Consider the following 24,162-nt stretch of genomic DNA (forward strand, 5'->3'; position numbering starts at 1 on the left):
GGAGGTGCAGCCATGGCTAAGGTGGTCGTTGTCTATTTATCGCAGTCGGGGTTTACTCAGAAATACGCGATGTGGATCGCGCGTGAGCTGCACTGCGAGGTGGTGGATAGTCAGTTCGTCACCACCCCAGATTTGGTGCAAGCGCGCCTGGTGGTGTACGGCGCGCATGCCAAAAATTCTGGTGTGATGGGTTTTCGCCAGTTCTATGCTCGGTTTCAGCTGGCGTTGCCGCAGCAACTGATTGTGTTTGGCACTGGGATTCAACCGGCGGCGCAACTGGATCTGCCAGGGATTCGGGCGAAAACTTTTCGCAAATGTACCCGCGAGCCGCAGCTGTTTTACTTCAATGGTCAGGTCGATGAATCGGCGCTGCCGCTGCGGTTGAAGCTGCCGTACCATTACCATCAGCGCAAGCTCACCGAAGCGCCGCAGCAATGTGGGGTGGGCACGATTTTGCCACTGCTGGAAGCGGTGGACCGGCTGGATGAAAAAGGGCTGCTGTAATCAGCCGTTGATTTGGGTGGTTAAAGCTTCGATTTGGCGTTCCGTGTCATCTAGGAAGTTGATCATTTGCTTCAGTGGCGCATCGGTACTGATGTCCACACCGGCGACTTGGGCGGCTTCAAGCGGGGCCTTGGTGTCACCAAGGGCTAAGAAGCGCTGCCAATCAGCAATCGCCGCGTCACCATCTTTGGCGAGCCGCAGGTACGCCGCAGTGGAGATGACCATTGAGGCCGAGTAGGTGTAGGAATACAAGCCCATATAATAATGACTCTGGCGCATCCACGTCAGTTCCGGCATGCCATCGTCCAAATCAACGGCATTGCCCCAGAACTGGTGCAGGACGCCTTTTTTAATCGCGTTCAACTTAGCAGCGTCGAAGGACTCGCCGGCATCGATCAAGGTGTACACTTCGCGCTGGAAGGCTGCTTCCAGCAAGTGGGTGACACAGTTGTGGAAGTAGGTATCAGAAAGCAGCCGGCTCAAGGCGTAGCGCTGCAGCCGCGGTTCCTGATGCTCACTGAGCAGACTGTGCGTCAGTAGCAGTTCGTGGAACGTGCTGGGGGCTTCACTGATGTAGGTCGATTGCCCACTGGCCAAAATGCTGTGCTGCTCGCCAGCCAAAGTCATTTGTCCCGTGTGGCCGAGTTCGTGCACCAAGGTGTATAGTGCCGGCAGCGTATCAGCCCAGCTCATTTCGACATACGGATGCACGCCGTAAACGCTGGCCGCAAACGCGCCGGATTCCTTACCCTGATTAGCCGCAAAATCGACCCAGCGCTCTGGGAAGGCTTGCATGATCCGGTCTTGGTAAGCCTGGCCCATGGGCGCAATGGCCTTGGCAATGGCGGCCGGCGCTTCCGCTAACGAGATGGTAGGCGTGTAGGTCGGATCCAAGTCGATTTGTAAATCGGTGTAGCCAATGTGATCGAGGCCCCAGAGCTGTTTGATGAGCGTGACATAGCGCCGCATGATTGGTGCCAGGCCGTTCATCAGGCCGTCGATTTGGCGATCGAACATTTCACGGGTGACTTCCTGAGGCGCTAGTAAGTAATCGAAAACGGAGTCAAACCCGCGCATGGTCGCCAGCGTCTTTTCCTTGGCCACTTGCGCATAGTAGCCAGCCGCCATTGTGTTTTGGTAGCGCGCAAGGGTGGCGCAGAACTGATGATACGCGGCGCGGCGCACTTTGGTGTTGGGATGTTTTTGGTATTCCTCTTCATATAGAACAAAGGAAAGGGGATACGTTTCGCCATCCACCTCGAAACTGCCAAAGTCCATGTCACCAAAAATGGCTTGGCTGCGCATGGCATCCGGGGCGTTCAAAGCAGGATCGAGTTCAGCCAGCACTTGTTCTGCGGCTAACGGCAAGGCGTGATGCTTTTCGAGCAAAATATGCCGGATGAAAGCGGCATGGTCTTCAGTGTCTGCCGCGGCTTTGAGCACTGTTTCCGGCTGGCCTTGCAGCTCGGTGGTGAAGAATTGCAGCTGGGCATCGTTTTGCGCCAGCAGGCTCTCCACGCGATGCAGGCGTGCATTGGCCTTGGGGTCGGTGGTGTCGGCAGATTGCGGCAGGAACGCGTAAGCGCTAATGTGATCGGCCAGCACTTGTAAGGTGGCGTAGTCGTCGAGCGCGTCGTCAATGACCGGCGCCTCGGTCAACCGACCCGAGTAGATGCGGATGAAGTCGGTGGTGAGGGCTTGCAGTTGCTTGATGGCACTTTCAAAGTCGGTTTCCGTGGCAAAAATGGCAGTGAGGTCCCAAGTTAGCGCGGGATCAACGGCGCTGCGCGGTGGTAAAGCGGTAGGCATACAATCACTCCTTCAATTCAAGTTTGCCTCAGTATAGCATGCAAGCTAATGGGATTATCAGCTGTGCGTTTTTTTCCGTGGTCATTTTTGGTAAACTAAATGAAAACAAATAAGGAGGCCGCGCATGATTAACAATAATCAACTGGTGACACGGTACTACAATCTCAAGGCCAAAAATAATGAGTTGTTCAAGGTCACAGAAGGTTATGTCGACGAACAGGTCAAGGCGTTGTACGAGGAGCTTGACCAACATTTTGTTGATCGGCTGGAAATCGATGTGCAGGTGGCCATGGACAAGGGCCAAAAAGCCGCGCCTGAGCTCGATCCGGCGGAATTAGAAGTGGCCGTGACCAACAACATCATGAAGCATCTCGATGATTTGGGGCTTTCGGTGTTGCCACCGCGCTTAAGCGAGCCGAACACCATCGTTGCCCATTTGAACTTCTTCAACCACAGTCGGTACTACTAAAAACATCCCACCTGACTTCACTCTTTAAAGTCAACGGTGGGATGTTTTTGCGCTGCCGCGGGTGAGGTCGTGGTGGCTCCGGGGCGCGGCGGTCTGGCTGCGGGGGACGGCTGGAGCCAAAAGGCGGTCTCCAGCCTCAACTGCGAGCCAGCATCGCGCATACGCGCTCAACGCTGTCTCGCAGTTGCCCCCAACCAGCACAGGAGCAGCCTGCAAAGTGCGCAGTCTACTCGTGTGCTGGTTGTTTCGCGGCTGGACCGCCACGCCCCTCCGCCACCCCGCCCGCACTCGCTGGATAACAGAAGATGATTCGCGACGTCTGTCGGTTATTAGAAAATGATGTTTGGCTGACCGGCGGCAAGTGGGCAGCGGAAAGTGACTGGCTGTTTTTCACCAACGACTCAAGTTACTGCTGGGTGCTCAGCCATTCACCCAGGTGCTTGAAGTAATCGTCGGGGTTATCGAGCATTTGGCCGTGGCCGGCGTCTGGGGTGATGTGCAAGGTGGCGTTGGGGATGGTGGCGGCCATTCGCCGCGCTGCGGTTAGCGGCATGGTTTCGTGGCCCCCAAAGGTCAGGTAGGTGGGCACGGTGATGTTGTGAATGTCGGCGCGCCGGTCCCAATCTTTCAAGGCGCCAACCATGACGAATTCGTTGTCGCCTTGGAAGTAGTTATAAACTGGCGTGCCCATGACCGAGATCAGGTGCCGCGGCTGGGGGTCGCTTTGGTGATGCAGGTAATGTTCGCCCAACTCAGCCACTAGGGCTTGATACTTGGCATCCGTGAAGGCGTGGTCGGCTTCGATTTGCTTCATGTACGCGACCTGATCGGGCGTGAACATGCTTTCACGAATCGCATTGATGTTGACGATGTATTCATCCAAATTGTCAATCATCGAGCTGAGAATCAGGCCTCTGAGGTGCTCACCGTAGCGCAAAGCGTACTCGATGGCGAGCACGCCGCCCCAGCTTTGGCCTAACAAGAAAAAGTGGTCGAGGCCGAGTTTTTGCCTTACTTCTTCGACTTCATTGACGTAGTAGTCAATAGTCAAAAATTGCTCGCGAATGGCGGGGTCGGTCCAGTCTGGTTGATCCGAGTACCAGGAGCCGAGTTGGTCATAGCGGGTGGCCGTGACGCCATAAGGGGCGAGGCGTTCACCGAAGTTTTCAAAAACCTCATTGGTGCCGCCAGGCCCGCCATGCAGCGTCATCAGCTGAATGGGGCCGTTGCCGCGAGTTTGCGTCCAAAGATGGTAGCCATTGGCCAAGGTGACAAAATGGGTACCGTTTTTTGCTGTTTTCATTGTCTCACCTCATTGTGGTATGCCTTATTCTACCGCGCAGGCACCTAAAAATCTCTTAATTCAAGGCGTTCGCCGGCATTTTCCCGCGGCTATCGGCTAGAATGAGAATAGAAGGAAGGTGGCCAGATGGCAGAGCAGTCCACAAATGCAAGTGGGTTAACCAATGAAGAAGTGGCAAAGCGCGAGCAGGCGGGCCAAGTCAACACCCAACCAGCAGCGCTGACGCCTTCAATCGGCCAGATTGTCAGCGGCAATACGTTCACTTTGTTCAATTTCGTGAACTTGGCTTTGGGTGTCCTGATTGCCACCACTGGTAGTTACAAAAATCTGCTGTTTTTGTTCGTGGCGATTATCAACACCGCGATTGGGACGTTCCAGGAAATTCGAGCCAAGATTCAAATCGACAAAATGCGAATTTTAGCCGAAACCCCAGCCCATGTCCGGCGAGGCGGCACGTTGCACACCATTGCGCAAACCGCTATTGTGTTGGGCGACCTGCTGGTGCTCAAACGCGGCGATCAAATTCCGGTCGACGGGGTGGTCCGCGAAACTAGCGGCGTGGAAGTGGATGAAAGTCCGCTGACTGGGGAAGCCAATCCCATCAGTAAACAGGTTGATGATCCGCTTTACTCCGGCAGCTTTCTGGTCGCGGGGCAAGTGGTGATGCAGGCCACGGCGGTGGGGGGAACCACTTTTGCCGCCAAGCTGGCCAATGAAGCCAAGGCGGGGCCGCAAACGCAAAGCCAGTTGCTGGCCACCATCAACCGCATTATTCAGGTGCTGACCTACGTGCTGATTCCGCTGGGGGCCGCGTTATTTATCGTGTCCATGGTGCGGCGTGGTAATTACAACCGGGCGATTTTGTCGACCAGTGCTGCCATGATTGGGATGATTCCCGAAGGCTTGGTGCTGTTGACCAACGTCGCGCTGGCGGTATCGTCGCGCAACTTGGCGAAGCGGCGCGTGCTGGTGCGAGCGCTGCCGGCGATTGAGGCCTTGGCGCGGGTTGATGTGATGTGTTTGGACAAAACCGGCACCATTACCTCCGGCAAACTGCGCATCAGCGGCGTGTATCCGGCGGCGACGAGCAGTGAAGACGCGGTAATCAAGGCGGCCACCGCGGTGGTGTACGCCTTAAATGATGATAACGAAACCGCACTGGCCATCAAACAGGCCTGGCCGCAGCAACCGAGCGTCACCGTGGTGAATACCGTGCCGTTTTCGTCGGCGCGAAAATGGTCTGGCGCCAGCTTCAGCGATGGTACCAGCGTTGTGATTGGGGCACCGGAGTTTGTCTTTCCTGCCGGCCTGCCGCAAACCGTTAGTCAAACCATTGCTAAGGCGACTCGCGCGGGGTACCGCGTGCTCGCCGTGGCTGAGACCCAGCAAGGCTTGGCGCTGCCACTGGCCGGTATGCAGCTGCTGGGCTATCTCACCATCAGCGATGAAGTCCGGCCTGCCGCCGCTGAAACGTTGGCCTTTTTCGAAACGCAGGATGTCACGCTGAAAATTATTTCCGGTGACAATCCGCTCACCGTGGCCAACGTGGCCCAGCAAGCTGGCCTGACTCACGCGGATCACTGGGTGGACATGCAAACTGTGCCGAACGAGGCGGATTTCAACCAGCTGGTGCAGGATTATACCGTGTTTGGCCGCGTGACGCCGACGCAAAAAAAGCACCTGATTCAGGCGCTTCAACAAAACGGTCATACCGTGGCGATGACGGGTGATGGGGTCAACGATGTGTTGGCGCTAAGACAGTCGGATTGTGCGATTGCCATGGCTTCTGGAGCAGAGGCGGCGAAGTCGATTGCCGACTTTACCTTGCTGGATTCCAACTTCGACGCGATGACCGGCGTCTTAAATGAAGGCCGCCGGGTCATCAACAACATTGAGCGGGTGGCGTCGATGTATCTGGTCAAAACTATTTTCTCAGTGATTTTAACCGCGATTTTTGTCTTTCTGCCACTGGATTATCCGATTACCCCGATTAACCTGACCCCGGTGTCTGCGATTGCCGTGGCCATTCCGTCGTTCTTCTTGACCCTGGAACCGAACTTCCAGCGCGTTACCGGCCAATTTTTCCAAAAAGTGATGACCATCGCCGCGCCGGCGGCCTTAGCCGTTGTCGGTTACACTTTGCTGCTGACGCGTTTTGAGTACCTGTGGCACTGGGACTTTGCGTTCACGTCGACGCTGGTGGTGTTCATGATTGGCGTCATCGAGCTGCATGTGGTGGGCCTAGTGTCACGGCCATTCAATCGGTTCAAAACGCTGATGCTGGCACTTTTGCTAGTGGCTTTTTTCGGCGTATTCTTTGTGGTGAATGGCGTGTTCTCACTGGCCAACTTATGGCGGTGGGATCGGGCGTTGGTTTATGTGCCGATGCTACTGTCCAGTCTGCCGGTGTACCTCCTGCTCCAAGAGGTGCTGGGCAAGCGGGTGTTATCCAGGATTAACTGGCGTTTCTGACGCGGTGACGATGAGCACGTCACAAGGCGCATTTTCCGTGACAAAACTGGCCACTGAGCCCATGAACATGCGGGCGGCGGCATGTTTGGTCGCCCGGCCCAGAATGATCAGGCTGGAATGGTATTCTTGCGGGAAGTCAAGCGCGATCACCGTCCGCGGATTACCGAACCGCAAATGATACGCCACAGTCAGACCTTGCGCCTGCAGCTTTTTGGCTTGCTCATCCAGCTCAAGCTCGGCGCGCGTTTCGGCGTTGTATAAAATCGTCCCATCGACGTCAGGTTGTTGATAAAGACCCACATGGTAAGAGCGGGTATCGATGACGTAGAGCAGATCGATCACCACATCTTCTCGCGTTGCGATGGCTTGCGCGGTCGCGACTGCTTGGCCTGCTGCTGGGGAGCCATCAAAGGCCACCAAAATGCGTTCTGTCATGTTCGCCACATCCTTTCTGTCTTTGTTGTACCATATCTGGCCTCACCAAGGGGATGAAAAGGCCTTGCTGCCTCGACAAAGATAGCGTTTTCCCTCGCAATTTGGTGGCGAATTGGTATGATAGAGACAGGAGGCGATGGCCATGTTCAAAGAAACCAAAGCAATTGCAAAGCAGTTCGTCGAAACGGCACAAGAGCCCATTCACACGTTTGATAATATGCTGAAGGATGACCCAGAACTCGTGATTCCCTTGGCCATTATTCACACCGTGCCAGTGGCGCTGATGATTATCGGCACCACCCAGATTATTATCGGACACCAAAAACTGCGGGCGGAAAAAGAACGCACCAAGCAAATCAGACTCAAGGCAATGCTGCACCACGGCTGCCGGCACCACCATGGCATCAAGCCGCACATGCACAAACTGGCCAAGCCTGAAGTTTAATGGCTATTTTGGCATCATGGACACCCCTAGGTAACTTGAATTCGAAGTTGCCTAGGGGTGTTTGCGCGTCTGATCGTCAGGCTGAAAGCGGCCTCACGCCACAGCCTTCATAGTTGCGCTACGGTTGGCAACGCTCGAGCAGCTAGCTACGGCAGAAGCCTCGAAGCCAGGAACCAGCTTCAATGCTTCTGCCTAGGCTAACTGTCGAGCTAAGCGCGCCAACCTTCGCAGCCTAGTTGCGTTACGTGAGGCCAACGCCAGAGTGAATAGCTACGCCAGCTGGCCCGCCACCCAAAAGCGGTGGCAAACCAGCTGGCTAGGCTATTCATCCGGCTAAGTGCGGCCTCACTCCACAGCCTTTTTTGTAGTATGTTGAGGGCAACCGGAGCGGGGAGGGGCTCAGTGGTGAAATTGTTCTTAGCCAGCGGTTTTGGCTGGCTTAGAACAAGCCGCGACTTTGAGACTCGCAAAGCGAGGCTCAAAGCGCTGGCCACCACGTTCCAGCCCCTCCCCGCGGAGGCTGCCCGGACTGGCCGGAGATTGCTAAATAACCGTTTTTGCGCGACAATAAGAGCACTATCTTTTAGTGGAGGCACAGCATGGCAACAATTTATATGCGGCAAGGCACACCGGCGGACATTCCGGCGATTATGGGCATCATTGATGACGCCCGCGCGTTTTTGCACGCCCAAGGCATCAACCAGTGGCAAGGCACCTATCCGGATCAGCCAGCAGTTGAGGCGGACTTGGCGAAAGGGACCAACCGCCTGCTGATTGTGGATGGCCAGGTGGCTGGTAACGCCAGTCTGCTGGAAGGACCCGATCCGTTCTACGGCACAATCGATGGGCCGGGTTGGGTTGGCGATGCGCCTTACATGATGATTCATCGCTTTGCCGTGTCAGCCAAAATTCGCGGCCAGCACCTCAGCAAGTTGTTCATGTCTAATCTCATCACCGAAGCCTATAAGAGCGGGTTTTACGACCTGCGCATCGACACGCATGCCCAAAATGAAATCATGCAGCATGTCATTTTAGGCAACGGCTTTGAGTATCGCGGCATTGTCTACCTGGATGAGCCTGTCCCAGAACGAAACGCGTATCAGTTGTTATTGAAGTAGGCGTCGACGCAGAAGGGAGCGGCGATGGGGTATTTAGGCGTGTTGGCGTTGATTTTGTTAGCAACGCTACTGCTCAGTCACTTTAGTTTGAAAATTGGCATTCCCGCAGTGATCGGCGAACTCGTGGCCGGGATTGTGTTTGGGCCAGCGCTACTGAATTGGATACAGCCGAGCCACATGATTAGCGAATTCAGCGAAATCGGCGTGATTGTCCTGATGTTCATCGCCGGGTTGGAAAGCGACCTGACGATGCTCAAGAAATATTTCCGTCCGGCAGTGCTCGTCGCTGTGATTGGGGTCATCGTGCCCACCGGCGTGATTTTCGCCTTTGCCTCGGCTTGGGGCTTTTCCTCTGTCGCGGCTGCTTTTCTTGGCATCACCTACGCGGCGACCTCGGTGTCAATTTCCGTTGAGGTGCTCAAAGAGCTCAATGCCCTCGACAGCAAAAGCGGTGCCACCATTTTAGGCGCGGCGGTGGTGGATGATATTTTGACGGTCATCATTTTAAGTGTGGCAGTCGGTGTCTTTGGTACCGGCGCCAAGGCCACGGTGCCGTTATGGTTGACGCTGATCGAGCAGGTGCTGTATTTTGGGTTGATTTATCTAGTGGTCAAATGGTTGGCCCCGCTGATCATGCACCTGGCCCAGCATCTGTTGCCGGTGGCTTCGGTGACGTTAGGGTCGCTGCTGCTTTGTCTAGGGATGGCGTACCTGGCAGATTTGCTGGGGCTGTCCGCAGTGATTGGCGCCTTTTTTGCCGGGGTCGCCGTGAGTGAAACCAAGTATCGAGCTGAAGTGGACCAAGCGCTGGAAGCGATTGGCTACGGCGTGTTCATTCCCGTGTTCTTCGTGTCGATTGGTCTGAATATGCGCTTTGATGGCGTGCTACACGATTTCTGGTTCATTGTGATTTTGACGGTGTTGGCTTTGCTCACCAAGTGGCTGGGTTGCGGCGCCGGCGCTAAGTTCGCGGGGATGGCTTGGTCAGATGCCAACATCATCGGCAGCGGCATGGTCAGTCGCGGCGAAATGGCACTGATTGTGGCCCAGATCGGCTTTGATGCCCACTTGCTCCATCGCGATTTTTATTCCAGCGTGATCATTGTGATTGTGCTGACGACGTTGATTGCCCCGTTCATGTTGAAAGCTGCGTTGAAGCGGCAAGCAAAGGAGATTGATGAATGAAGTCCCTGTTTTTTGATTTTGATGGTACGATTGCGAATTCCGAAAAAGGGATTATCGATAGCATTCACTACATGATCGATGCCATGCACTTGCCGCAACTCGATGATGCGACGTACCGCAACTTTATTGGCCCGTCACTGACTACCAGTATGAATAAATACTACCCGGCCTTGAGTGCCGCAGAAGTGACGCGCACGATTGGCTATTACCAGAAACACTATCAAGTTGAGGGGATCTTTGAGCTTAGCCTTTATCCTGGCGTGACTCAGGCGCTGGATCAATTGCGGCTGGCGGGCTATCAGCTGAATGTTGCTTCCGCCAAGCCAGAGCCCATGATCAAACGGATTGCCGAACACTTTGATTTGAATCAATATTTCTCTGGGTTATATGGCGCGACGCTGGATGAACGCATCCGGTCGTCGAAAACCGCGGTACTGGAATACGCCATTGCTTCTGCGAACGCCGACCCGGCCCATAGTGTGATGATTGGCGACCGCGATACCGATATGATTGGCGGCGAAAACAATCACGTCAAAACGCTAGGCGTCACTTATGGTTTCGGCGACGCGCAGGAGCTCAACGGCGCCCACGCCATGGCGCTGGTCGCCAGTCCGAGTGAATTACCGGCAGGAGTCGCCCAACTGCTAGCCTAGACCAAACGAAAGCCGCATCCTCACAAGCAGGATGCGGCTTTCATTGCTTATTTAGTGGTTGGCGCCGGCGTATCTAACAGTAATTCGCTGGCGGTTTGAAGCATCGTCAGCAGATCCAGTAGCTTGTCTTCGCCCATGATCGCCACCCAACGATCAAATTCGGCTTTGCTCAAGGCGCTGGCTTGTGCTTCGACCCGCTTGCCCAGTGGGGTCAGTTGGAGCAGCCGGCGGCGGTGATCGCCATTGTCAGAGGCCTGGGTCACATACCCTAAGTCGCGTAGCACCCGCAGCTGGCGGGCGATGGCGGGCTTGGTAACATGCCGCTTGGCCACAATATCAGTGAGCGTGGCCACCTCATGAGTCGCCAAATCGTTCAGAATCTGGTATTGTTCAAAAGATAACCGAAATTGGGTCAACGGTCTGGAAATTTCAGTTTCGATATGTTTGATCGTCGTGAAGTAAATATTAATGAATTCGCGGCGCAGTCTTTGTTCTTCCATACCCATGCTCCTTATTGTCTCGATACCGTTAGTCTATCTCAAATAACGATAGACGCCAAACCTTTCCCGTGCCAATATAGATAAAATAGGGGGCCGAAATTTGAAACGAAAATGGACAATCATCTTAACTACTTTAGGGATGGTCATTTGTGGCGGCTTGGCCGGCGCTTCGCTTTATTTTTACCAATTCGCCTTTGTGCCTAGTCGTAAGACCTTTTTGAGTCACACCACCAGTCCCGCGGTGGCCAAGGCGCAGCACTGGCTTGCCCAGACGACCAAAACCACCTGGCAGCAGACGACCCCGGACGGCTTAAAGTTAGTGGCGGATTACGTCCCCGCGGCCAAGCCGACGTTGAAAACAGTGGTGGTGGCGCATGGTTATATGAGTACCAAGGAAAAAATGGCCCGTCAAATCAAGCTCTTTCATGACGCCGGCTTTAATGTGCTGGCGCCAGATGATCGCGGCCACGGCCAATCGGCGGGCAACACCATCGGCTATGGCTACCAAGACCGGGGCGACTACCTGCGTTGGCTGAACCAAGTCATTAAGCGCGTGGGCAGTCGCAGCCAAATCGCCTTGTATGGCGAATCCATGGGCGGGGCCACGGTGATGTACCTCAGCGGCGAAAAGCTGCCCAGTCAGGTCAAAGTCATTGTTGAAGATTGCGGCTATACCAGCATCATGGATGAACTGGCCGCGCAAGCCAAAGAAATGTATCACCTGCCGCGCTACCCATTGGTGCCAACCGTCGCTTTGACGGCCAGCCTGAAAGCAAAATACAACGTTTTTCAGGCGTCAACGATTGCGGCCTTGCATCACAACACGCGGCCGATTTTCTTCATTCATGGCGGCAAAGACAACTTCGTGCCCACGGCGATGGTGCATCGCGAGTATGCCGCCACCAGTGCACCAAAAAAGCTCTGGGTGGTCCCGAAAGCCGGACATGCCCAGAGCTTGGCCAAAGCGCCAGCCGAGTACCGACAGCGCGTGATTGGCTGGATTGATCGTTATTTCGCCTGATTGGCCTCACTGGTTTGGACTAAGATGGCATAAATGCGCTGGGCATCCGGATCGTTGCCGCGCAGTTCATAGTCCGCTAAAAATGGGACGTCGAATTCACGGCAGTATTCTTTGGCGGTTAAGCAGTATTGTTCGTTGAAGTTGCGATTGCCTGAGCCGATGATTCCGCGACACCACGCGGCGTTGCCAGGCTCGCGCATGTAATCACCCATGGCTGTGGTCATGAGTTCATTGAAGCCATTATCGATGCCATTGCCGCCGTCCAGGTAGGTGGGAATCATCACAAAATAAGGTGCCGTTTCCCCTTCGGCCTGCGAGGCGTCAGAAATTTCTGTTAAGTGAATCAGTGGTTGCGTGGAATCAGCCTCATGCTGCGCCTCGGCGTAGCGCACCAGACGCTGGGCGAAGGCCCGGGTATTACCGGAAATTGAGATGTAGAGTAAATTAATCATGAAGGGACTCCTTTGCGGCGGCAGTCGGTGGCGACTGCCGCTTTTTGTTACGCTAACTTTACCACGAAAGCACCCACCACCGGTAGTGAAGATTTTGGCTTGCACTACCAGATACAGTGGCTCACGCGGTCGCAGAATCGCGGTGGTTCAGGTATAATGAGAGGAACGGAGGCACACACATGCGAGGAAAATACACGGGGGTCAGTCGCGGCTGGCTGGGGTTATTCAGTTTGATTTATACGGTGCTGCTCATCGTCTTTGGGGTGGGCCTCAGCTTTGCGTTGACTTTTGGCCGGGAAACGCAGATGCGGCGAGCGCTGACCAACTCGGCGAGTCTGACCAGTTTTCAGCAGACCATCACGGCTTCGGCGGTCAAAGTGGCCACCGGCGCAGATATACCGGTGGTTCCGCAAGGCAACCTCGTGACCAAGAAGATGCTGGCCCGCGGCCTGCGCACCGGGCTGGCGGTCAGTGCAAACTTTGGCCAAGTGCCCCAAAAGAGCAAAGCGATTGATTGGGCGTTTATCAGTACCAATCCGGATTCGGCCAGCAAACTGACCTTAGCCCCCATGCTAAAAGAAATCGATCAGCGGACCGCCGCCTCGCTGTCAAAGCAAGGACAGGCCTATCCTGCCGCGATTCGGACGCAGGTGAAGGCCGCAGTGCAGGAACATTTTAACCAGGTTATTTTGGATACTATGATGGCGCATGGGATTGGGTTAGCCTATCCGATGTTTGCGCTATTTACCCAAACCGCGGCGATTGTCGGTGGCATCCTAGCGGTGATCGTGCTGCTGGTCATGCGCGCCGTCAGTCACAGCTGGTCGCGGTGGCTACGCGTCAGCGGCCGGATTACTTACCTGATTGCCTTGCTGGCTGGGCTAGGGGCCTTGCTCGCAGCGGTTCCTGCGTTTGCGCCTTATATCAAGCTCAGCGGCGTTGGCACGCCGGTCATTCTTCAAATGCAGGCTCAGTTTGTGCCAGTGTGGCAGCATGTCGCCGGGATTGTCGCCATTGTGGGCCTCGTGATGGCCGGTTTGGGGCAGCTGCTGCGGCTGCGGGAGAAGCGCACGCCGGCTTCAAATTAAAAAAGAATGTTGACATTATGAGAATAAGGCCATAAGATGACCTTATTCATATCACGTGCTTTGCGGAGAAGAGAGCCAAGGCGCGACGGACAGAGAACCCGGTTGGTGAGAAAGGGGCCGTCGTTTATTGGTGAAAATGAGCTCCAAATAGCTGACCTTCAGTTCACGCTGTTGGTCCGATTGCGGTCGTTACCCCGCCGAGTATCAACAGGTACTTAAGCCGAGCTTGGCTCGGGAACAAGGGTGGCACCGCGAGTTTTCGCCCCTTGATTTGGCATTTTGCCGAATCAAGGGGCTTTTTTCATGCCAGCACGTGGCTCATCAAGGAGGAAATACTCATGACTGCACAAACAGATAGAATTCCATTCAGCGCTGATTTAGTTGGCTCACTACTGCGCCCGCAAACCCTCAAAGATGCCCAAGCCGCCTTGGCCGCCGGCGACATCACCGCCGCCGAGGCCCTGGCGGTGCAGCATCAGGAGATTAAACGCGTCGTTGACCAGCAGGTGGCGTTAGGCTTCAAAGCCGTCACCGATGGCGAATTTTCGCGCCAGTATTGGCACTTAGACTTCTTGTGGGGGCTTAATGGCATCGATGAGATTAAGCATGCCACGTATGAGCATAACTTCAAAGGTGATATCAACGCTGCGGCGAATGTCACGTTAACTGGCAAACTCAGCTACAACCCAGACCATCCGTTTTTCGCCGCCTTCAGCTACCTGCAATCAATTGTGCCGGCGGGCGTGCTGGCCAAGCAAACCATTCCCAGCCCGGCGCTGCTGTTCCGCGATCACCGCAGCGACAACTGGGCGAAGTATTATGCCACGTTTGCCGATTACGAAGCCGCGGTGGTGGCTGCGTATGTGGCGACCATTCAGCATTTTTATGACCTGGGCTGCCGCTACTTGCAAATTGATGACACGAACTGGGCGTTTCTGATTCAAAACCTGCGCGAAAATGAGCACGATGCAGCCGCCAAACAGCCTTATGTCGAACTGGCGGAGCGCGCGCATCGCGTGCTGGCGGCAATTTTGCCCCAGCTGCCAAAAGATTTGACCGTGACGTCGCATATTTGCCGCGGCAACTTCCAGTCAACTTACCTGTTTGCCGGTGGGTATCAGTACGTGGCGGATTACATCAAGGACTTGCCTTACGCCGGCCTGTTCCTGGAGTATGACAATGACCGCGCCGGAGACTTTACGCCGCTAGCCAAGCTGTGGAATCACGATGACCACAAGCGCATTGTGCTAGGGCTAGTCACCTCAAAGTTTGCTGAGTTGGAAGACCCGGCCGCGATTAAGGCGCGTATTCAGGCGGCAACGGCTTTTGTCCCGCTGGATCATCTCGCCTTATCCACCCAGTGCGGCTTTGCCTCAACGGCGGAAGGCAACAAGGTAACAGAAGCGCAGCAGTGGGCCAAGCTCAAATTAGTGCAAGAAATTGCCGCCGAGGTTTGGGCCAAGTAGCGTTACACTAGAAGTAGCAAGAGAATAAGGAGGAATTTTCACATGGCAAAAGTTGAAAGTTTTACGTTGGATCACACAAAAGTGAAGGCCCCTTATGTGCGGCTGATTACCGAGGAACACGGGCCCCAAGGCGATGTCATTTCCAATTATGACTTGCGGTTGGTGCAGCCCAACCAGGCCGCCATCGATACGGCTGGCTTGCACACCATCGAACACCTGCTGGCGAGCTTGTTGCGCGACCGGCTGGATGGCGTGATTGACTGTTCACCCTTTGGCTGCCGCACCGGCTTTCATTTGATTACCTGGGGCACCCACAGCACCACTGAGGTCGCTAAGGCTTTGAAGTCCAGTCTTGAAGCCATTGCCAATGAGATCACCTGGGCTGATGTGCCGGGCACGACCATCGAGTCCTGCGGGAACTACAAGGATCACAGCCTCTTTTCTGCTAAGGAATGGGCGAAGTTGATTCTGAGCCGGGGGATCTCCGACCAACCGTTTGAACGACACGAGGTTTAAGATAAGGTTACCCGAATCAAAACAGCGCTTCGCTCGTACCATGAGCGAAGCGCTGTTTGCGTTAGGCGGACTATGCTTTACCGCCGAAGAAGTCGTCAAGAAAAGCCGCCACGCCATCATGATCGATGTCGAGGGTATGAAACTTGGTCGCGGCTTTGACTTCGGCGTTGGCGTTGCCCATGGCGACACCGTAATGCACGGTGGTCAGCATTTCCAAATCATTGCTGCCGTCGCCAAAGGCCATTGTGCGCGCCATGGGCTGATTGAGCCGTTCGCAGACCCGCAAAATGGCGGTGGCTTTGTTGATGCCATGGCCGGTAATCTCAATGTTATCCGGCGAAGAACTGGAGGTATCGATATCTTGGACTTGCGCCATGGCAACGCGCGCCTTGGCCAAGTTGGCCGGGTCTTGATCGAAGGCAATCGCGTTGATAATACGGTCTGACCAGCGCTTGAGCTGCTCGACCGAGTCAATGGCGACGTAATGGTTCGGGTCTTCCCCCGCAATGCGCACCTGACTATCTTCAGAAATGCCTTTGGTCATCGGCCGCAGATACAGCACCTGAGATTGGGTGAAAAAGTACTGCGGCAGCTGATACTCATGCGCCACCCGGTAAATACCTTCCAGTGCCCGGGGGGTGAGATGCTGCACATCCAGCTTTTCATCCACGCGACTGATGGTGCCGTTGGAGCAAATAATGTCCAAATCCGGGCCGATGCGATCCGCCATTTCGGTGGCGGAAAACAGTGGCCGGCCGCTGGCGATGAAGAAGCGATGACCTTGCGCGCGGTACTTGGCAATGGTGTCTACCGTCCGTTTGGAGGGATACTGACTGGGCCCGACAATGGTGTTGTCGATGTCCATAAAAATGGCATAAGGCGACATAATGACCTTCCTTTATCCGTGATTAGCTTCAGTCTAAGCGTTTTCACAGGCAGGAACAAGGCCTTTTCGGCAATAAAAAAGCGGTGTTACCACCGCTTTTAAAGATTATTTAACCGGTACATCTTGGCTTTGAACTTTGCCCCGAATGCCAAAAGAAATGACGAACGCGACAGCGGCAATGATCAAAACGAAGATGAAGCCGTAGTGGGCGCCGATGGTCCAACCAGCCGCACCGGCGGCTTGCCGGCCGCCAACGGCCAACATGCTCGTTGCCACCGCAGTCGCGACGGCGCCGACGATTTGTTGCAGGGTGTTGAGCACCGCGCTACCGTCAGCACTTTCAGCGCCGTTCAAAGAGTTCAGGCCGTAAGTTTGGGCTGGGGACATGGCTAAAGGCGCCCCAATCATCAAGACAATATGACCAGCAATCACTTGCCCTAATGAGCTGTCGGCGTTGGTCATCAGCAAGATCAACACGCCTAGCATGGCGATGATGAAGCCGCCGCGGGTCAACCATTTGGCGCCGAAGCGGTCATACATGCGACCAGCCACCGCGGAGACCAAAGCGTTGACCACGCCCCCTGGCAGCATGGCAATCCCGACCATGGCGACTGGCAGGTTCATGACCCGTTGCAGGTATTGAGGTAGCAGGTACATGGAAGCCAAAATCACCCCGAAGTCGAGCATCACCAGCAAGGTACCGGTGGTAAAGGCGCGGTTTTGGAAAACGTGCAGGTTCAGCATCGGGGCCTGATCATGCAACTGGCGGGTAGCATAAGCCGCCAAAGCCGCAATGCCGACGACCAAGGCCAATAGCACGCGGGCGGACAACCAGCCTGCGTCGCTGGCCATGGAAGTGCCGACGACGATGCCGGCAAAGCCGATGGTTGACAGCAGAATTGACAGCCAGTCAACCGGGACCGCTTTTTGTTCAAAGGCGGTGTCCATCGCAATGGCGGCTAAGATGAAGGCGACCACCAAGAATGGGACGAACAACCAGAAAATCGCATGCCAAGAGGCGACGCCAAGCAAAATGCCGATGACGGTGGGACCAATGGCAGGGGCAAACATGATGACCAGTGCGGCGAGCCCCATGACAGTGCCAAGCCGTTGCGGCGGGAAGATTTGCATCGCGACTGAAAACATCAGTGGCAAAATCAACCCGGTGCCGATGCCCTGCATCATCCGGCCAATCAAGACGACTGGAAAGACGCTAGCGGTGGCGGAGATGATGGCACCCAAGGCGAAGGCCCCAAGCGCGAATAAGACGATTTTCTTGGTGGCAAAGCGCTTGGACAACAAGCTCGACAGCGGCATGCAGATGCCGATAACCAGCATGTAGCCGGTGACCAGCCATTGGATGGTGCCTTGCGACACATTCAAAGCCGCCATCAGGCTAGGCAGTGCGATGTTCAAGGCAGTTTCGGAAAACATGCCAACGAATGACCCGATCATGAGACCGAGCATGGCTAAAGCGGGATGGGCAATTTGCACCCGCGCTTTAGGTAATGATTGTGATAACTCCATGTGTAAAAACTCCTTACGTTTAATGATGACAGAACCGGCCATGCCGGGGCAAAAAAAGTCCCCATGGCTTGGCCATAGGGACTTGGCAGCGCCATAATAGGCGGAATGACGCTGCGATTTGTTCTGTTTAGGGCAGATGCCCAACGAGTGATTATCATACCGGTTTGGCGAAAGTTTTTCAACTATTTTCTGAAAATCGTGTTAAACTAAACGTTAGCGTGCTAACGAAAGAAGGATAAAGATGATAGAAAACTATGGCCGTTCGATCAAGCTGGCGGCTAATCATATGACCCAAAACATGGATGCTTATGCCCAGCAGTTTGACCTGACTGGCACGCAGATGTCGATTCTTGACTTTATTGTCCACGCGCCGGCTGTGTGCTTGCAGCGGGACATTGAAGCCGAATTTGCTATTCGGCGTTCGACTGCCACCGGGCTGCTCAAACGCATGGCGGCGCGCGGCTTGATTGTGGAACAGCGCTATGCAGGCGATACCCGGCAGAAGCAAGTGACGTTGACGGCGAAAGGCCAGGCGCTGCAGGAAGCCACGTCGGCCTATATTCAGCGCTCACAAGCGGCATTCGTCGCGGCATTTTCGCCAGCGGCGCGGGCGCAGTTCAGTGAGATGTTGGCTTATTGGCGAAAGGTGAGCGAATAAAGTGAGTAATGAACGTAAAGTCATGGGGGCGATTTTCGCCACCGGTTTGTTGTCTTTCAGCGGGGTGATTGTGGAAACCGCGATGAACATCACGTTTCCTACCGTGATGCGTGAATTTAATGTCGGGACAAGCACCGTGCAGTGGCTGACCACGCTGTATCTGTTGATTGTGGCCACTGTCATTCCCTTGTCGGCGTTTTTGAAGCGCCGCTTTAAAATGCGCCAGCTGTTCCTGGTGGCCAATTTGCTCTTTATGCTGGGCCTGATTTTGGATGCTACGGCGCCAGCGTTCTGGGTGTTACTCCTTGGGCGCGCCGTGCAAGGCCTCGGGACTGGGATTGCGCTACCCTTAATGTTCAACATTATTTTGGAACAAGTCGCTCCGGCTAAAATTGGCATGATGATGGGGGTTGGGACCTTGATCACCGGGATTGCGCCGGCGATTGGCCCCACGTTTGGCGGGTTGATCACCACCTATCTCAGCTGGCGGTATATTTTTGTCTTCCTGTTGCCGGTACTGCTGGTTTCCCTCGGCCTGGGTTGGACCTGCATTCTGCAGAAGAGCGCCTTGGCCCCGAGCCGTCTGGACAAACTCAGTGTGGGCTTGCTGGTGTTGGCCTTTGCCGGGTTGATCTATGGTGTCAGTACCATTAGCGGCGAAAACGTGCTGGTCAGCGTGCTGGCCATTGTGATTGGAGCGCTGGCGCTGAGTGCCTTTGCGCTGCGCTCAAGGCACCAGGACCAGCCGATTTTGGATCTGTCACCCTTCAAGCAAAAGAAATTCGCTCAATTTGCCATCGCCTTCGTTTGTTTTCAAATGATGGCTTTGGGGCTGTCATTTGTGCTCCCGAATTACCTGCAATTGGTTAACCAAGCCTCGGCCTTGGCTGCCGGGTTGACTGTGCTACCTGGGGCCGCGATCGGGGCGGTGCTCGCGCCGATCAGTGGGCGCCTGTATGATCATTTTGGTCCGAAGCGCCCGATTATCAGCGGCGTCACGGTGGTGCTCTTGGGGATGCTGGTGTTTGTCCTCAGTGGCATGCCGCTCAGCGATGCGCAGGTGCTCTGGTGCTATGTGCTGTTCATGTTTGGGGTCGGCTTAGCCTTTGGCAACATTTTGACCACGACCTTAGCCCAGCTGCCCAAGCAGCAACAAGCCGATGGCAATGCCATCATGAATACTCTGCAGCAGTTCACCGCGGCGCTGGGGACAGCCATTGCCTCAGCCATCGTGGCAGGCGGACAAGCGGGCCGCAGCCAAATTGGCGGCACGATGCTGGGCAGTCAGTGGGCGCTGTGGTTCCTGCTGGGCTTGGCCGTGGTGGCCTGGTTGCAGTTGACTTGGACCTTGCGCCGGCAATAAAGGTCTAGAATTACCCGTTTTTTCAACCTAATCACTTCATAACTTTCTCACATTTGCTCCGTACCCTGAACTTAGTCATTGTGACAAATAGTTCAGATGGGAGCGAAAAGCGATGAATTTTGTGAAACGTGCATGGTTGAACTTGATTGCCAAGAAAGGCCGCACGCTATTATTGGTCTTGGTGACGTCTGCCATTATGTTATTCGTCATGGCGGGGCTGCTGATTAAAGCCGCCGCCGATCAAGCTACGACCAATGCCAAAGCCAGCATCGGGGCGACCTTAACCCTGAGCGCCAACCGGGAGGCGGCGTTTAAGGCGATGCGCAGCAGTAGCGGCACCCCGCCCTCAGGGACGAGCGGGCAAAAGCCTTCCTTATCGATGAGCCCAGTCAAACTCAGCACCGCCAAGAAGATTGCGGCGCTGCAAGGCGTTGAAAGCTACACGGTGAGTGTTTCGACCTCGGTCAATGCCAAGAGCTTTGACGCGGTCAGCACCACCAGCTCCAGTCAGGGGCCAGGGGGCCAGGATAGCAGCCGCGGCGACATTACGGTGGCTGGGGTCTCCAGCACTGCCAGCAGCAGTGAATTTAGCCAAGGCAATTACACGATTACCAAAGGCCGCGGTTTAACCACCGCAGATGAAGGCACCCAAAATGTCGTCATCGAAAGTGAACTGGCCAAAGCCGATAGCCTGAGTGTTGGTGACACCATCACGGTCAAAAAGACCAGTGGTAGCGGCACCTACAAGCTGAAAATTGTCGGCATCTACAAAGCCAAGAGTAGCGCCACCGCTTCGATGGGGCCGATGGCCAGCGACCCAGCGAATACGATTTACACCAGCTACACTTTGGCCAATACCATTAAAGGCACCAAGTATGCCAACACGGCCGATTCGGTGGTCTTCACCGTCAGCACCCCAAGCAAGGTGGCCAGCGTGAAGAAGACAGCTTCCAAGCTGATTTCCAGTAAGTTCAGCCTGAGTGCCGATGATCAGAATTACCAAATGGTGAAAGCGTCGATGCAATCCGTCACCAGCTTTGCGGATAAAATCGTGTGGCTGGTCGCGATTGCCGGAACCATCATTTTAGCCTTGATTGTCATCTTGATGATCAGAGAACGCCGCTATGAAATTGGCATCCTGCTGTCCCTAGGGGAACGGCGGTTCAAAATCATTGCGCAGTTCTTCGTTGAATTGTTGGTGATCTTGCTGGTTGGTGTCGGCATTGCCAGCGCCGGCGGTAAATTCGTCGGCGACAAACTCGCGGCGCAAGTCATCAGCAGTCAAACGACCACAACCAGCACCCAAGGGATGCAAGGGCCAGGCGGACAACCTGGCGGCAGTGGCACAGGCACCAGCAAGAGCGGCACGCCAGGGCAGATGCCAGGGCGGACGCAAGCCGCTCAGCAGAAACAAACCCAGCTGGCCGTGAAAGTGACACCGCAAGCCATTCTCCTGTTGTTCGGCCTAGGGCTGGCGATTATCTTGATTGCGATTTTAATTGCCGCCGCCGGCATTTTGCGCCTGCAACCGAAGACCATTCTGATCCAATAAGCGGAGAAGGGAGCCAACAATGTTAACGACTGAAGATTTAAGTTACTGGTACACCGTTGAAGAAGACTACTTGTTCAAAGACGTGAACTTGCAATTCACCGCTGGGCACTCCTACGCCATCGTGGGTCAGTCGGGTTCCGGCAAAACGACCATGGTGTCGTTATTGGCCGGCCTAGATACGCCCAAAGCTGGCAAAATTTTGATTGAAGGCGTCGATATTCGCAAAATTGGCCTCACCCAGTACCGGCAAAGCAAGGTCAGCATTGTGTTCCAGGCGTACAACCTGTTCACGTATATGTCGGCGTTGGAGAACTTAATGACCGCCATGGCCATTACGAAAGCCGAACACCGCGGCGACCGCGAGTTTGCCAAAGGAATGCTGCGCAAACTGGGGTTGACCGACCAGCAAATGACCCAAAACGTCCAACGCCTGTCCGGGGGCCAGCAGCAGCGGGTCGCCATCGCGCGGACCATGGTGTGCGATGCCCCGCTGGTGGTCGCCGACGAACCTACCGGCAACTTGGATGAAGGCAACACCGATGAAGTGATTGCTTTGTTCAACCAGATTGCCCATGAACAGCAAAAATGTGTGATTATCGTCACCCATGAACCCACCGTGGCCGCCCAGTGCGACGGCGTGTTGCGCCTCGCTAAGCGAGAATTCACCTGGGAAAAACAGCCGGCGCTGGCAACGCAGCCCGCCTAAACTGTGAACAAAAAGCTCTCCTTGCCGCTTGGCAGGGAGAGCTTTTGCGTTACTTCTGCACGAGTTTCCAGCTGACTGGCACCGTGAACTGATAAGCACGATGCAGCGTCTGCTGGTTTTGCCCCGACCAGGCAAACAAAAAGGCGTAGAAGGTGTTTTGATAACGTAACTGTTTGGTTTTGATGGTCAACGTGGCCGTTTGACCGCGCTTGATTTGAACGGTTGTCGTGACGCCGGGTTTAGCGGTGACGGTTTTGTTACTCAGCGGGTTAGGCCGATACACCACGACCTGGTTTTTACCGTTCGTCCCAATCGGCTTCACTAACAGCGAGTTACCTTTGACGCCGGCAATGCGCTGAGTCGTCGTGGTCGTGACGGTTTTTAGTCCGAAATGGCTGAGGTCATTAGCGGCAATCGCGAGCACGCTGGCGATCAAGATGAGGGCCAAGGCGCCCATCCAGCCGCTGCGGGCGCGTCCGCGCGGGGCGAGCACGGCGACCAAGAAGAAACAGAAGGCGGCGAGCACTAGAATGGCAAGTATCACTGCGCATCACCTCCCTGATCGATGGGGTCTTTCTTTAGCATGAACGACAAGGCGAACCCTAGCGCGGCCAGGATCAGCGATACCACGAAGGCCGCGCGATAACCGGCCACGGTAGCATTGTTCATGGCCCGGGCAAAGGCGATTGGGTCAGTTTTGGCCAAGGCACTGGCCGGGGTTTGACCTTTGGTGACCGTGGACAACACGGAAACCAAAATCGCCGTCCCGATGGAAGCCGCAACCTGGCGAATCGTGTTGTTGACGGCGGTGCCATGGTTGATCAGGTTATTCGGCAGACTGTTCATGCCAGCCGTGGTGACCGGCATGGTGACCATGGTGATCCCGAACATCCGCACAGTGTACAGCACCGTGACGAACAAAATTGGGGTGTCAGCGGTTAACGTGATCAGCGGGAAGGTGCCCACCAGCAACAAGAACAAGCCGCAAGTGGCCAGACGTTTGGCGCCGATGCGGTCAAAAATGCGGCCGGTGACGGGGCTCATAATTCCCATCATGATGGCCCCAGGCAGCAAAATCAGCCCTGAGTGGAAGGCACTTTGACCGCGAATGGTTTGAATGTACATCGGCAGTACCATTTCGACGCCGACCATGGACATGAACGCCACCGCAGTCAAAATCACGGACAGGGTAAACGATTTGCTTTGGAACACCCGCAGCTCCAGGAGCGGTTTTTCGAGGTGCAACTGGCGCCGGACGAACAAACCAACGACAATGGCCCCGAAGAGCAAGGTGCCTAGCACTAGCGGCGACCCCCAGCCGGCATCACCGACACTTGAGAACCCGTACAGCAGCGAGCCAAAACCCAAGGTGGATTCGACGACCGATAAGAAGTCGATTTTGGGATTGGTGGTAGGCAGCACTTTGCGCATGCTATACGCAGACAGCAAGAGCACTAGCGCTGCAATCGGCAAAATCACTGAGAACAAGGAGCGCCAGCCGTGATTAAGGAGCACCCAGCCGGAAAGCGTTGGTCCCACCGCTGGGGCGAGGCCGATGACGATACCGGCAATCCCCATGGCCGAACCACGCTGGCTCGGCGGGAAAATGGAATACATTACGGTTTGGAAAGTCGGGGCCGACATGCCGACCCCCATGGCCTGAATGAGGCGCCCGGTCAAAAGCATCGGGAAGCTGGTCGCAAAGCGCGACAGCAAGGTCCCTAAGAAAAAGATCGTGATCGCTGTCATATAAAGATATTTGACATTGAATTTACTCAGCAACCACGCGGAAACAGGAATCATAATTCCCATCACCAGCATAAAGCCGGTGGTCAACCATTGGACTGCGCTGGCATTGATGTTAAAGTCACGCATCAAAGTGGGAAACGCAGTGGTCAGAATCGTTTGCGTCAGAAAAGTCGTAAACGTCCCAATCAGCATGGTGATCACCAACAAGTTGCGGTTATACGGTTTACCGTTAACATCTGTTGGCTGATTCACATTTTCAGTCCTTTCATTATGAAATTACAAAGA

Annotated in this window: 24 protein-coding genes; 15 read left to right on the plus strand and 9 right to left on the minus strand. The window is 55.0% G+C overall.

Going from position 1 to position 24,162, the window contains the following annotated elements:
- Positions 1–12: 12 nt before the first annotated feature.
- Complete coding sequence (locus EKM90_RS10020) at positions 13–504, plus strand: flavodoxin domain-containing protein (RefSeq protein WP_125582217.1); 492 nt, start codon at positions 13–15, stop codon at positions 502–504.
- Here EKM90_RS10020 and EKM90_RS10025 read toward each other — a convergent pair whose 3' ends face one another.
- A complete protein-coding gene (locus EKM90_RS10025) occupies positions 505–2,313 on the minus strand; it encodes a M3 family oligoendopeptidase (RefSeq protein ID WP_125582219.1) in 1,809 nt (602 codons plus the stop codon). It lies immediately after the preceding gene.
- A 124-nt stretch (positions 2,314–2,437) separates the two neighbouring features.
- Between EKM90_RS10025 and EKM90_RS10030 the strand changes: the two genes are divergently transcribed.
- Positions 2,438–2,782, plus strand: coding sequence for a hypothetical protein (locus tag EKM90_RS10030; RefSeq protein ID WP_125582221.1), 345 nt, complete (start codon positions 2,438–2,440; stop codon positions 2,780–2,782).
- Between the two features lie 406 nt (positions 2,783–3,188).
- Here the strand turns inward: EKM90_RS10030 and EKM90_RS10035 are convergent, their stop codons facing one another.
- On the minus strand, positions 3,189–4,085 hold the full coding sequence (locus tag EKM90_RS10035; protein ID WP_125582223.1) for a proline iminopeptidase-family hydrolase: 897 nt from the start codon (positions 4,083–4,085) through the stop codon (positions 3,189–3,191).
- A gap of 126 nt (positions 4,086–4,211) precedes the next feature.
- Here EKM90_RS10035 and EKM90_RS10040 point away from each other — a divergent pair, with 126 nt between their 5' ends.
- On the plus strand, positions 4,212–6,557 hold the full coding sequence (locus EKM90_RS10040; RefSeq protein ID WP_125582225.1) for a cation-translocating P-type ATPase: 2,346 nt from the start codon (positions 4,212–4,214) through the stop codon (positions 6,555–6,557).
- Here the strand turns inward: EKM90_RS10040 and EKM90_RS10045 are convergent.
- On the minus strand, positions 6,531–6,992 hold the full coding sequence (locus EKM90_RS10045; protein WP_125582227.1) for a universal stress protein: 462 nt from the start codon (positions 6,990–6,992) through the stop codon (positions 6,531–6,533). The two genes, EKM90_RS10040 and EKM90_RS10045, sit on opposite strands and share 27 nt — an antisense overlap.
- Before the next feature lie 142 nt (positions 6,993–7,134).
- On the opposite strand from EKM90_RS10045, the gene EKM90_RS10050 reads away from it, so the two are divergent.
- The 4 genes from EKM90_RS10050 to EKM90_RS10065 all read left to right on the plus strand — a co-directional run bounded on the left by EKM90_RS10050 (position 7,135) and on the right by EKM90_RS10065 (position 10,393).
- Positions 7,135–7,437, plus strand: coding sequence for a hypothetical protein (locus tag EKM90_RS10050; protein WP_125582229.1), 303 nt, complete (start codon positions 7,135–7,137; stop codon positions 7,435–7,437).
- Between the two features lie 599 nt (positions 7,438–8,036).
- Positions 8,037–8,555 (plus strand): GNAT family N-acetyltransferase, encoded by a 519-nt coding sequence (locus EKM90_RS10055; RefSeq protein WP_125582231.1) that lies wholly within the window; start codon positions 8,037–8,039, stop codon positions 8,553–8,555.
- A 24-nt stretch (positions 8,556–8,579) separates the two neighbouring features.
- Positions 8,580–9,740, plus strand: a complete 1,161-nt coding sequence (locus tag EKM90_RS10060; RefSeq protein ID WP_125582233.1) for a cation:proton antiporter — start codon at positions 8,580–8,582, stop codon at positions 9,738–9,740.
- The gene (locus tag EKM90_RS10065; RefSeq protein ID WP_125582234.1) at positions 9,737–10,393 is read left to right on the plus strand and encodes an HAD hydrolase-like protein; all 657 of its coding nucleotides are present in this window, start codon (positions 9,737–9,739) and stop codon (positions 10,391–10,393) included. Before EKM90_RS10060 ends, EKM90_RS10065 begins: the two co-directional genes overlap by 4 nt.
- Positions 10,394–10,440: 47 nt before the next feature.
- Here EKM90_RS10065 and EKM90_RS10070 read toward each other — a convergent pair whose 3' ends face one another.
- Positions 10,441–10,893 carry a MarR family winged helix-turn-helix transcriptional regulator gene (locus EKM90_RS10070; protein ID WP_164507944.1) on the minus strand — a complete coding sequence of 151 codons (453 nt, stop codon included), beginning with the start codon at positions 10,891–10,893 and terminating at the stop codon, positions 10,441–10,443.
- Between the two features lie 139 nt (positions 10,894–11,032).
- Between EKM90_RS10070 and EKM90_RS10075 the strand changes: the two genes are divergently transcribed.
- Positions 11,033–11,914 carry an alpha/beta hydrolase gene (locus EKM90_RS10075; protein WP_125582275.1) on the plus strand — a complete coding sequence of 294 codons (882 nt, stop codon included), beginning with the start codon at positions 11,033–11,035 and terminating at the stop codon, positions 11,912–11,914.
- Here EKM90_RS10075 and nrdI read toward each other — a convergent pair.
- The gene (gene nrdI, locus EKM90_RS10080) at positions 11,902–12,366 is read right to left on the minus strand and encodes a class Ib ribonucleoside-diphosphate reductase assembly flavoprotein NrdI (protein ID WP_125582238.1); all 465 of its coding nucleotides are present in this window, start codon (positions 12,364–12,366) and stop codon (positions 11,902–11,904) included. The two genes, EKM90_RS10075 and nrdI, sit on opposite strands and share 13 nt — an antisense overlap.
- A 179-nt stretch (positions 12,367–12,545) precedes the next feature.
- Between nrdI and EKM90_RS10085 the strand changes: the two genes are divergently transcribed.
- The 3 genes from EKM90_RS10085 to EKM90_RS10095 all read left to right on the plus strand — a co-directional run bounded on the left by EKM90_RS10085 (position 12,546) and on the right by EKM90_RS10095 (position 15,436).
- Positions 12,546–13,454, plus strand: a complete 909-nt coding sequence (locus EKM90_RS10085) for a hypothetical protein (RefSeq protein WP_125582240.1) — start codon at positions 12,546–12,548, stop codon at positions 13,452–13,454.
- A 338-nt stretch (positions 13,455–13,792) separates the two neighbouring features.
- Positions 13,793–14,920 carry a vitamin B12 independent methionine synthase gene (locus EKM90_RS10090; protein WP_125582242.1) on the plus strand — a complete coding sequence of 376 codons (1,128 nt, stop codon included), beginning with the start codon at positions 13,793–13,795 and terminating at the stop codon, positions 14,918–14,920.
- A 42-nt stretch (positions 14,921–14,962) separates the two neighbouring features.
- Entirely contained in the window at positions 14,963–15,436 is a 474-nt protein-coding gene (locus tag EKM90_RS10095; protein WP_125582244.1) for an S-ribosylhomocysteine lyase, read from the plus strand.
- Between the two features lie 70 nt (positions 15,437–15,506).
- Here EKM90_RS10095 and EKM90_RS10100 read toward each other — a convergent pair whose 3' ends face one another.
- On the minus strand, positions 15,507–16,322 hold the full coding sequence (locus EKM90_RS10100; RefSeq protein WP_125582246.1) for an HAD family hydrolase: 816 nt from the start codon (positions 16,320–16,322) through the stop codon (positions 15,507–15,509).
- A gap of 105 nt (positions 16,323–16,427) precedes the next feature.
- On the minus strand, positions 16,428–17,849 hold the full coding sequence (locus EKM90_RS10105; protein WP_125582248.1) for a DHA2 family efflux MFS transporter permease subunit: 1,422 nt from the start codon (positions 17,847–17,849) through the stop codon (positions 16,428–16,430).
- A 241-nt stretch (positions 17,850–18,090) separates the two neighbouring features.
- On the opposite strand from EKM90_RS10105, the gene EKM90_RS10110 reads away from it, so the two are divergent.
- The 4 genes from EKM90_RS10110 to EKM90_RS10125 all read left to right on the plus strand — a co-directional run bounded on the left by EKM90_RS10110 (position 18,091) and on the right by EKM90_RS10125 (position 22,128).
- The gene (locus EKM90_RS10110) at positions 18,091–18,507 is read left to right on the plus strand and encodes a MarR family winged helix-turn-helix transcriptional regulator (RefSeq protein WP_125582250.1); all 417 of its coding nucleotides are present in this window, start codon (positions 18,091–18,093) and stop codon (positions 18,505–18,507) included.
- Between the two features lies 1 nt (position 18,508).
- The gene (locus EKM90_RS10115) at positions 18,509–19,870 is read left to right on the plus strand and encodes a DHA2 family efflux MFS transporter permease subunit (RefSeq protein WP_125582252.1); all 1,362 of its coding nucleotides are present in this window, start codon (positions 18,509–18,511) and stop codon (positions 19,868–19,870) included.
- Positions 19,871–19,982: 112 nt separating this feature from the next.
- Entirely contained in the window at positions 19,983–21,422 is a 1,440-nt protein-coding gene (locus tag EKM90_RS10120; RefSeq protein WP_125582254.1) for an ABC transporter permease, read from the plus strand.
- Between the two features lie 19 nt (positions 21,423–21,441).
- The gene (locus EKM90_RS10125) at positions 21,442–22,128 is read left to right on the plus strand and encodes an ABC transporter ATP-binding protein (protein WP_125582256.1); all 687 of its coding nucleotides are present in this window, start codon (positions 21,442–21,444) and stop codon (positions 22,126–22,128) included.
- Positions 22,129–22,177: 49 nt separating this feature from the next.
- Here EKM90_RS10125 and EKM90_RS10130 read toward each other — a convergent pair whose 3' ends face one another.
- Both EKM90_RS10130 and EKM90_RS10135 read right to left on the minus strand, forming a co-directional pair.
- Positions 22,178–22,672, minus strand: coding sequence for a DUF4811 domain-containing protein (locus EKM90_RS10130; RefSeq protein WP_125582258.1), 495 nt, complete (start codon positions 22,670–22,672; stop codon positions 22,178–22,180).
- A complete protein-coding gene (locus EKM90_RS10135) occupies positions 22,669–24,069 on the minus strand; it encodes an MDR family MFS transporter (protein ID WP_373301051.1) in 1,401 nt (466 codons plus the stop codon). The genes EKM90_RS10130 and EKM90_RS10135 overlap by 4 nt, the downstream gene beginning before the upstream one ends.
- Positions 24,070–24,162 lie beyond the last annotated feature (93 nt).

Source organism: Lacticaseibacillus suibinensis (assembly GCF_003946175.1).
GTDB lineage: Bacteria > Bacillota > Bacilli > Lactobacillales > Lactobacillaceae > Lacticaseibacillus > Lacticaseibacillus suibinensis.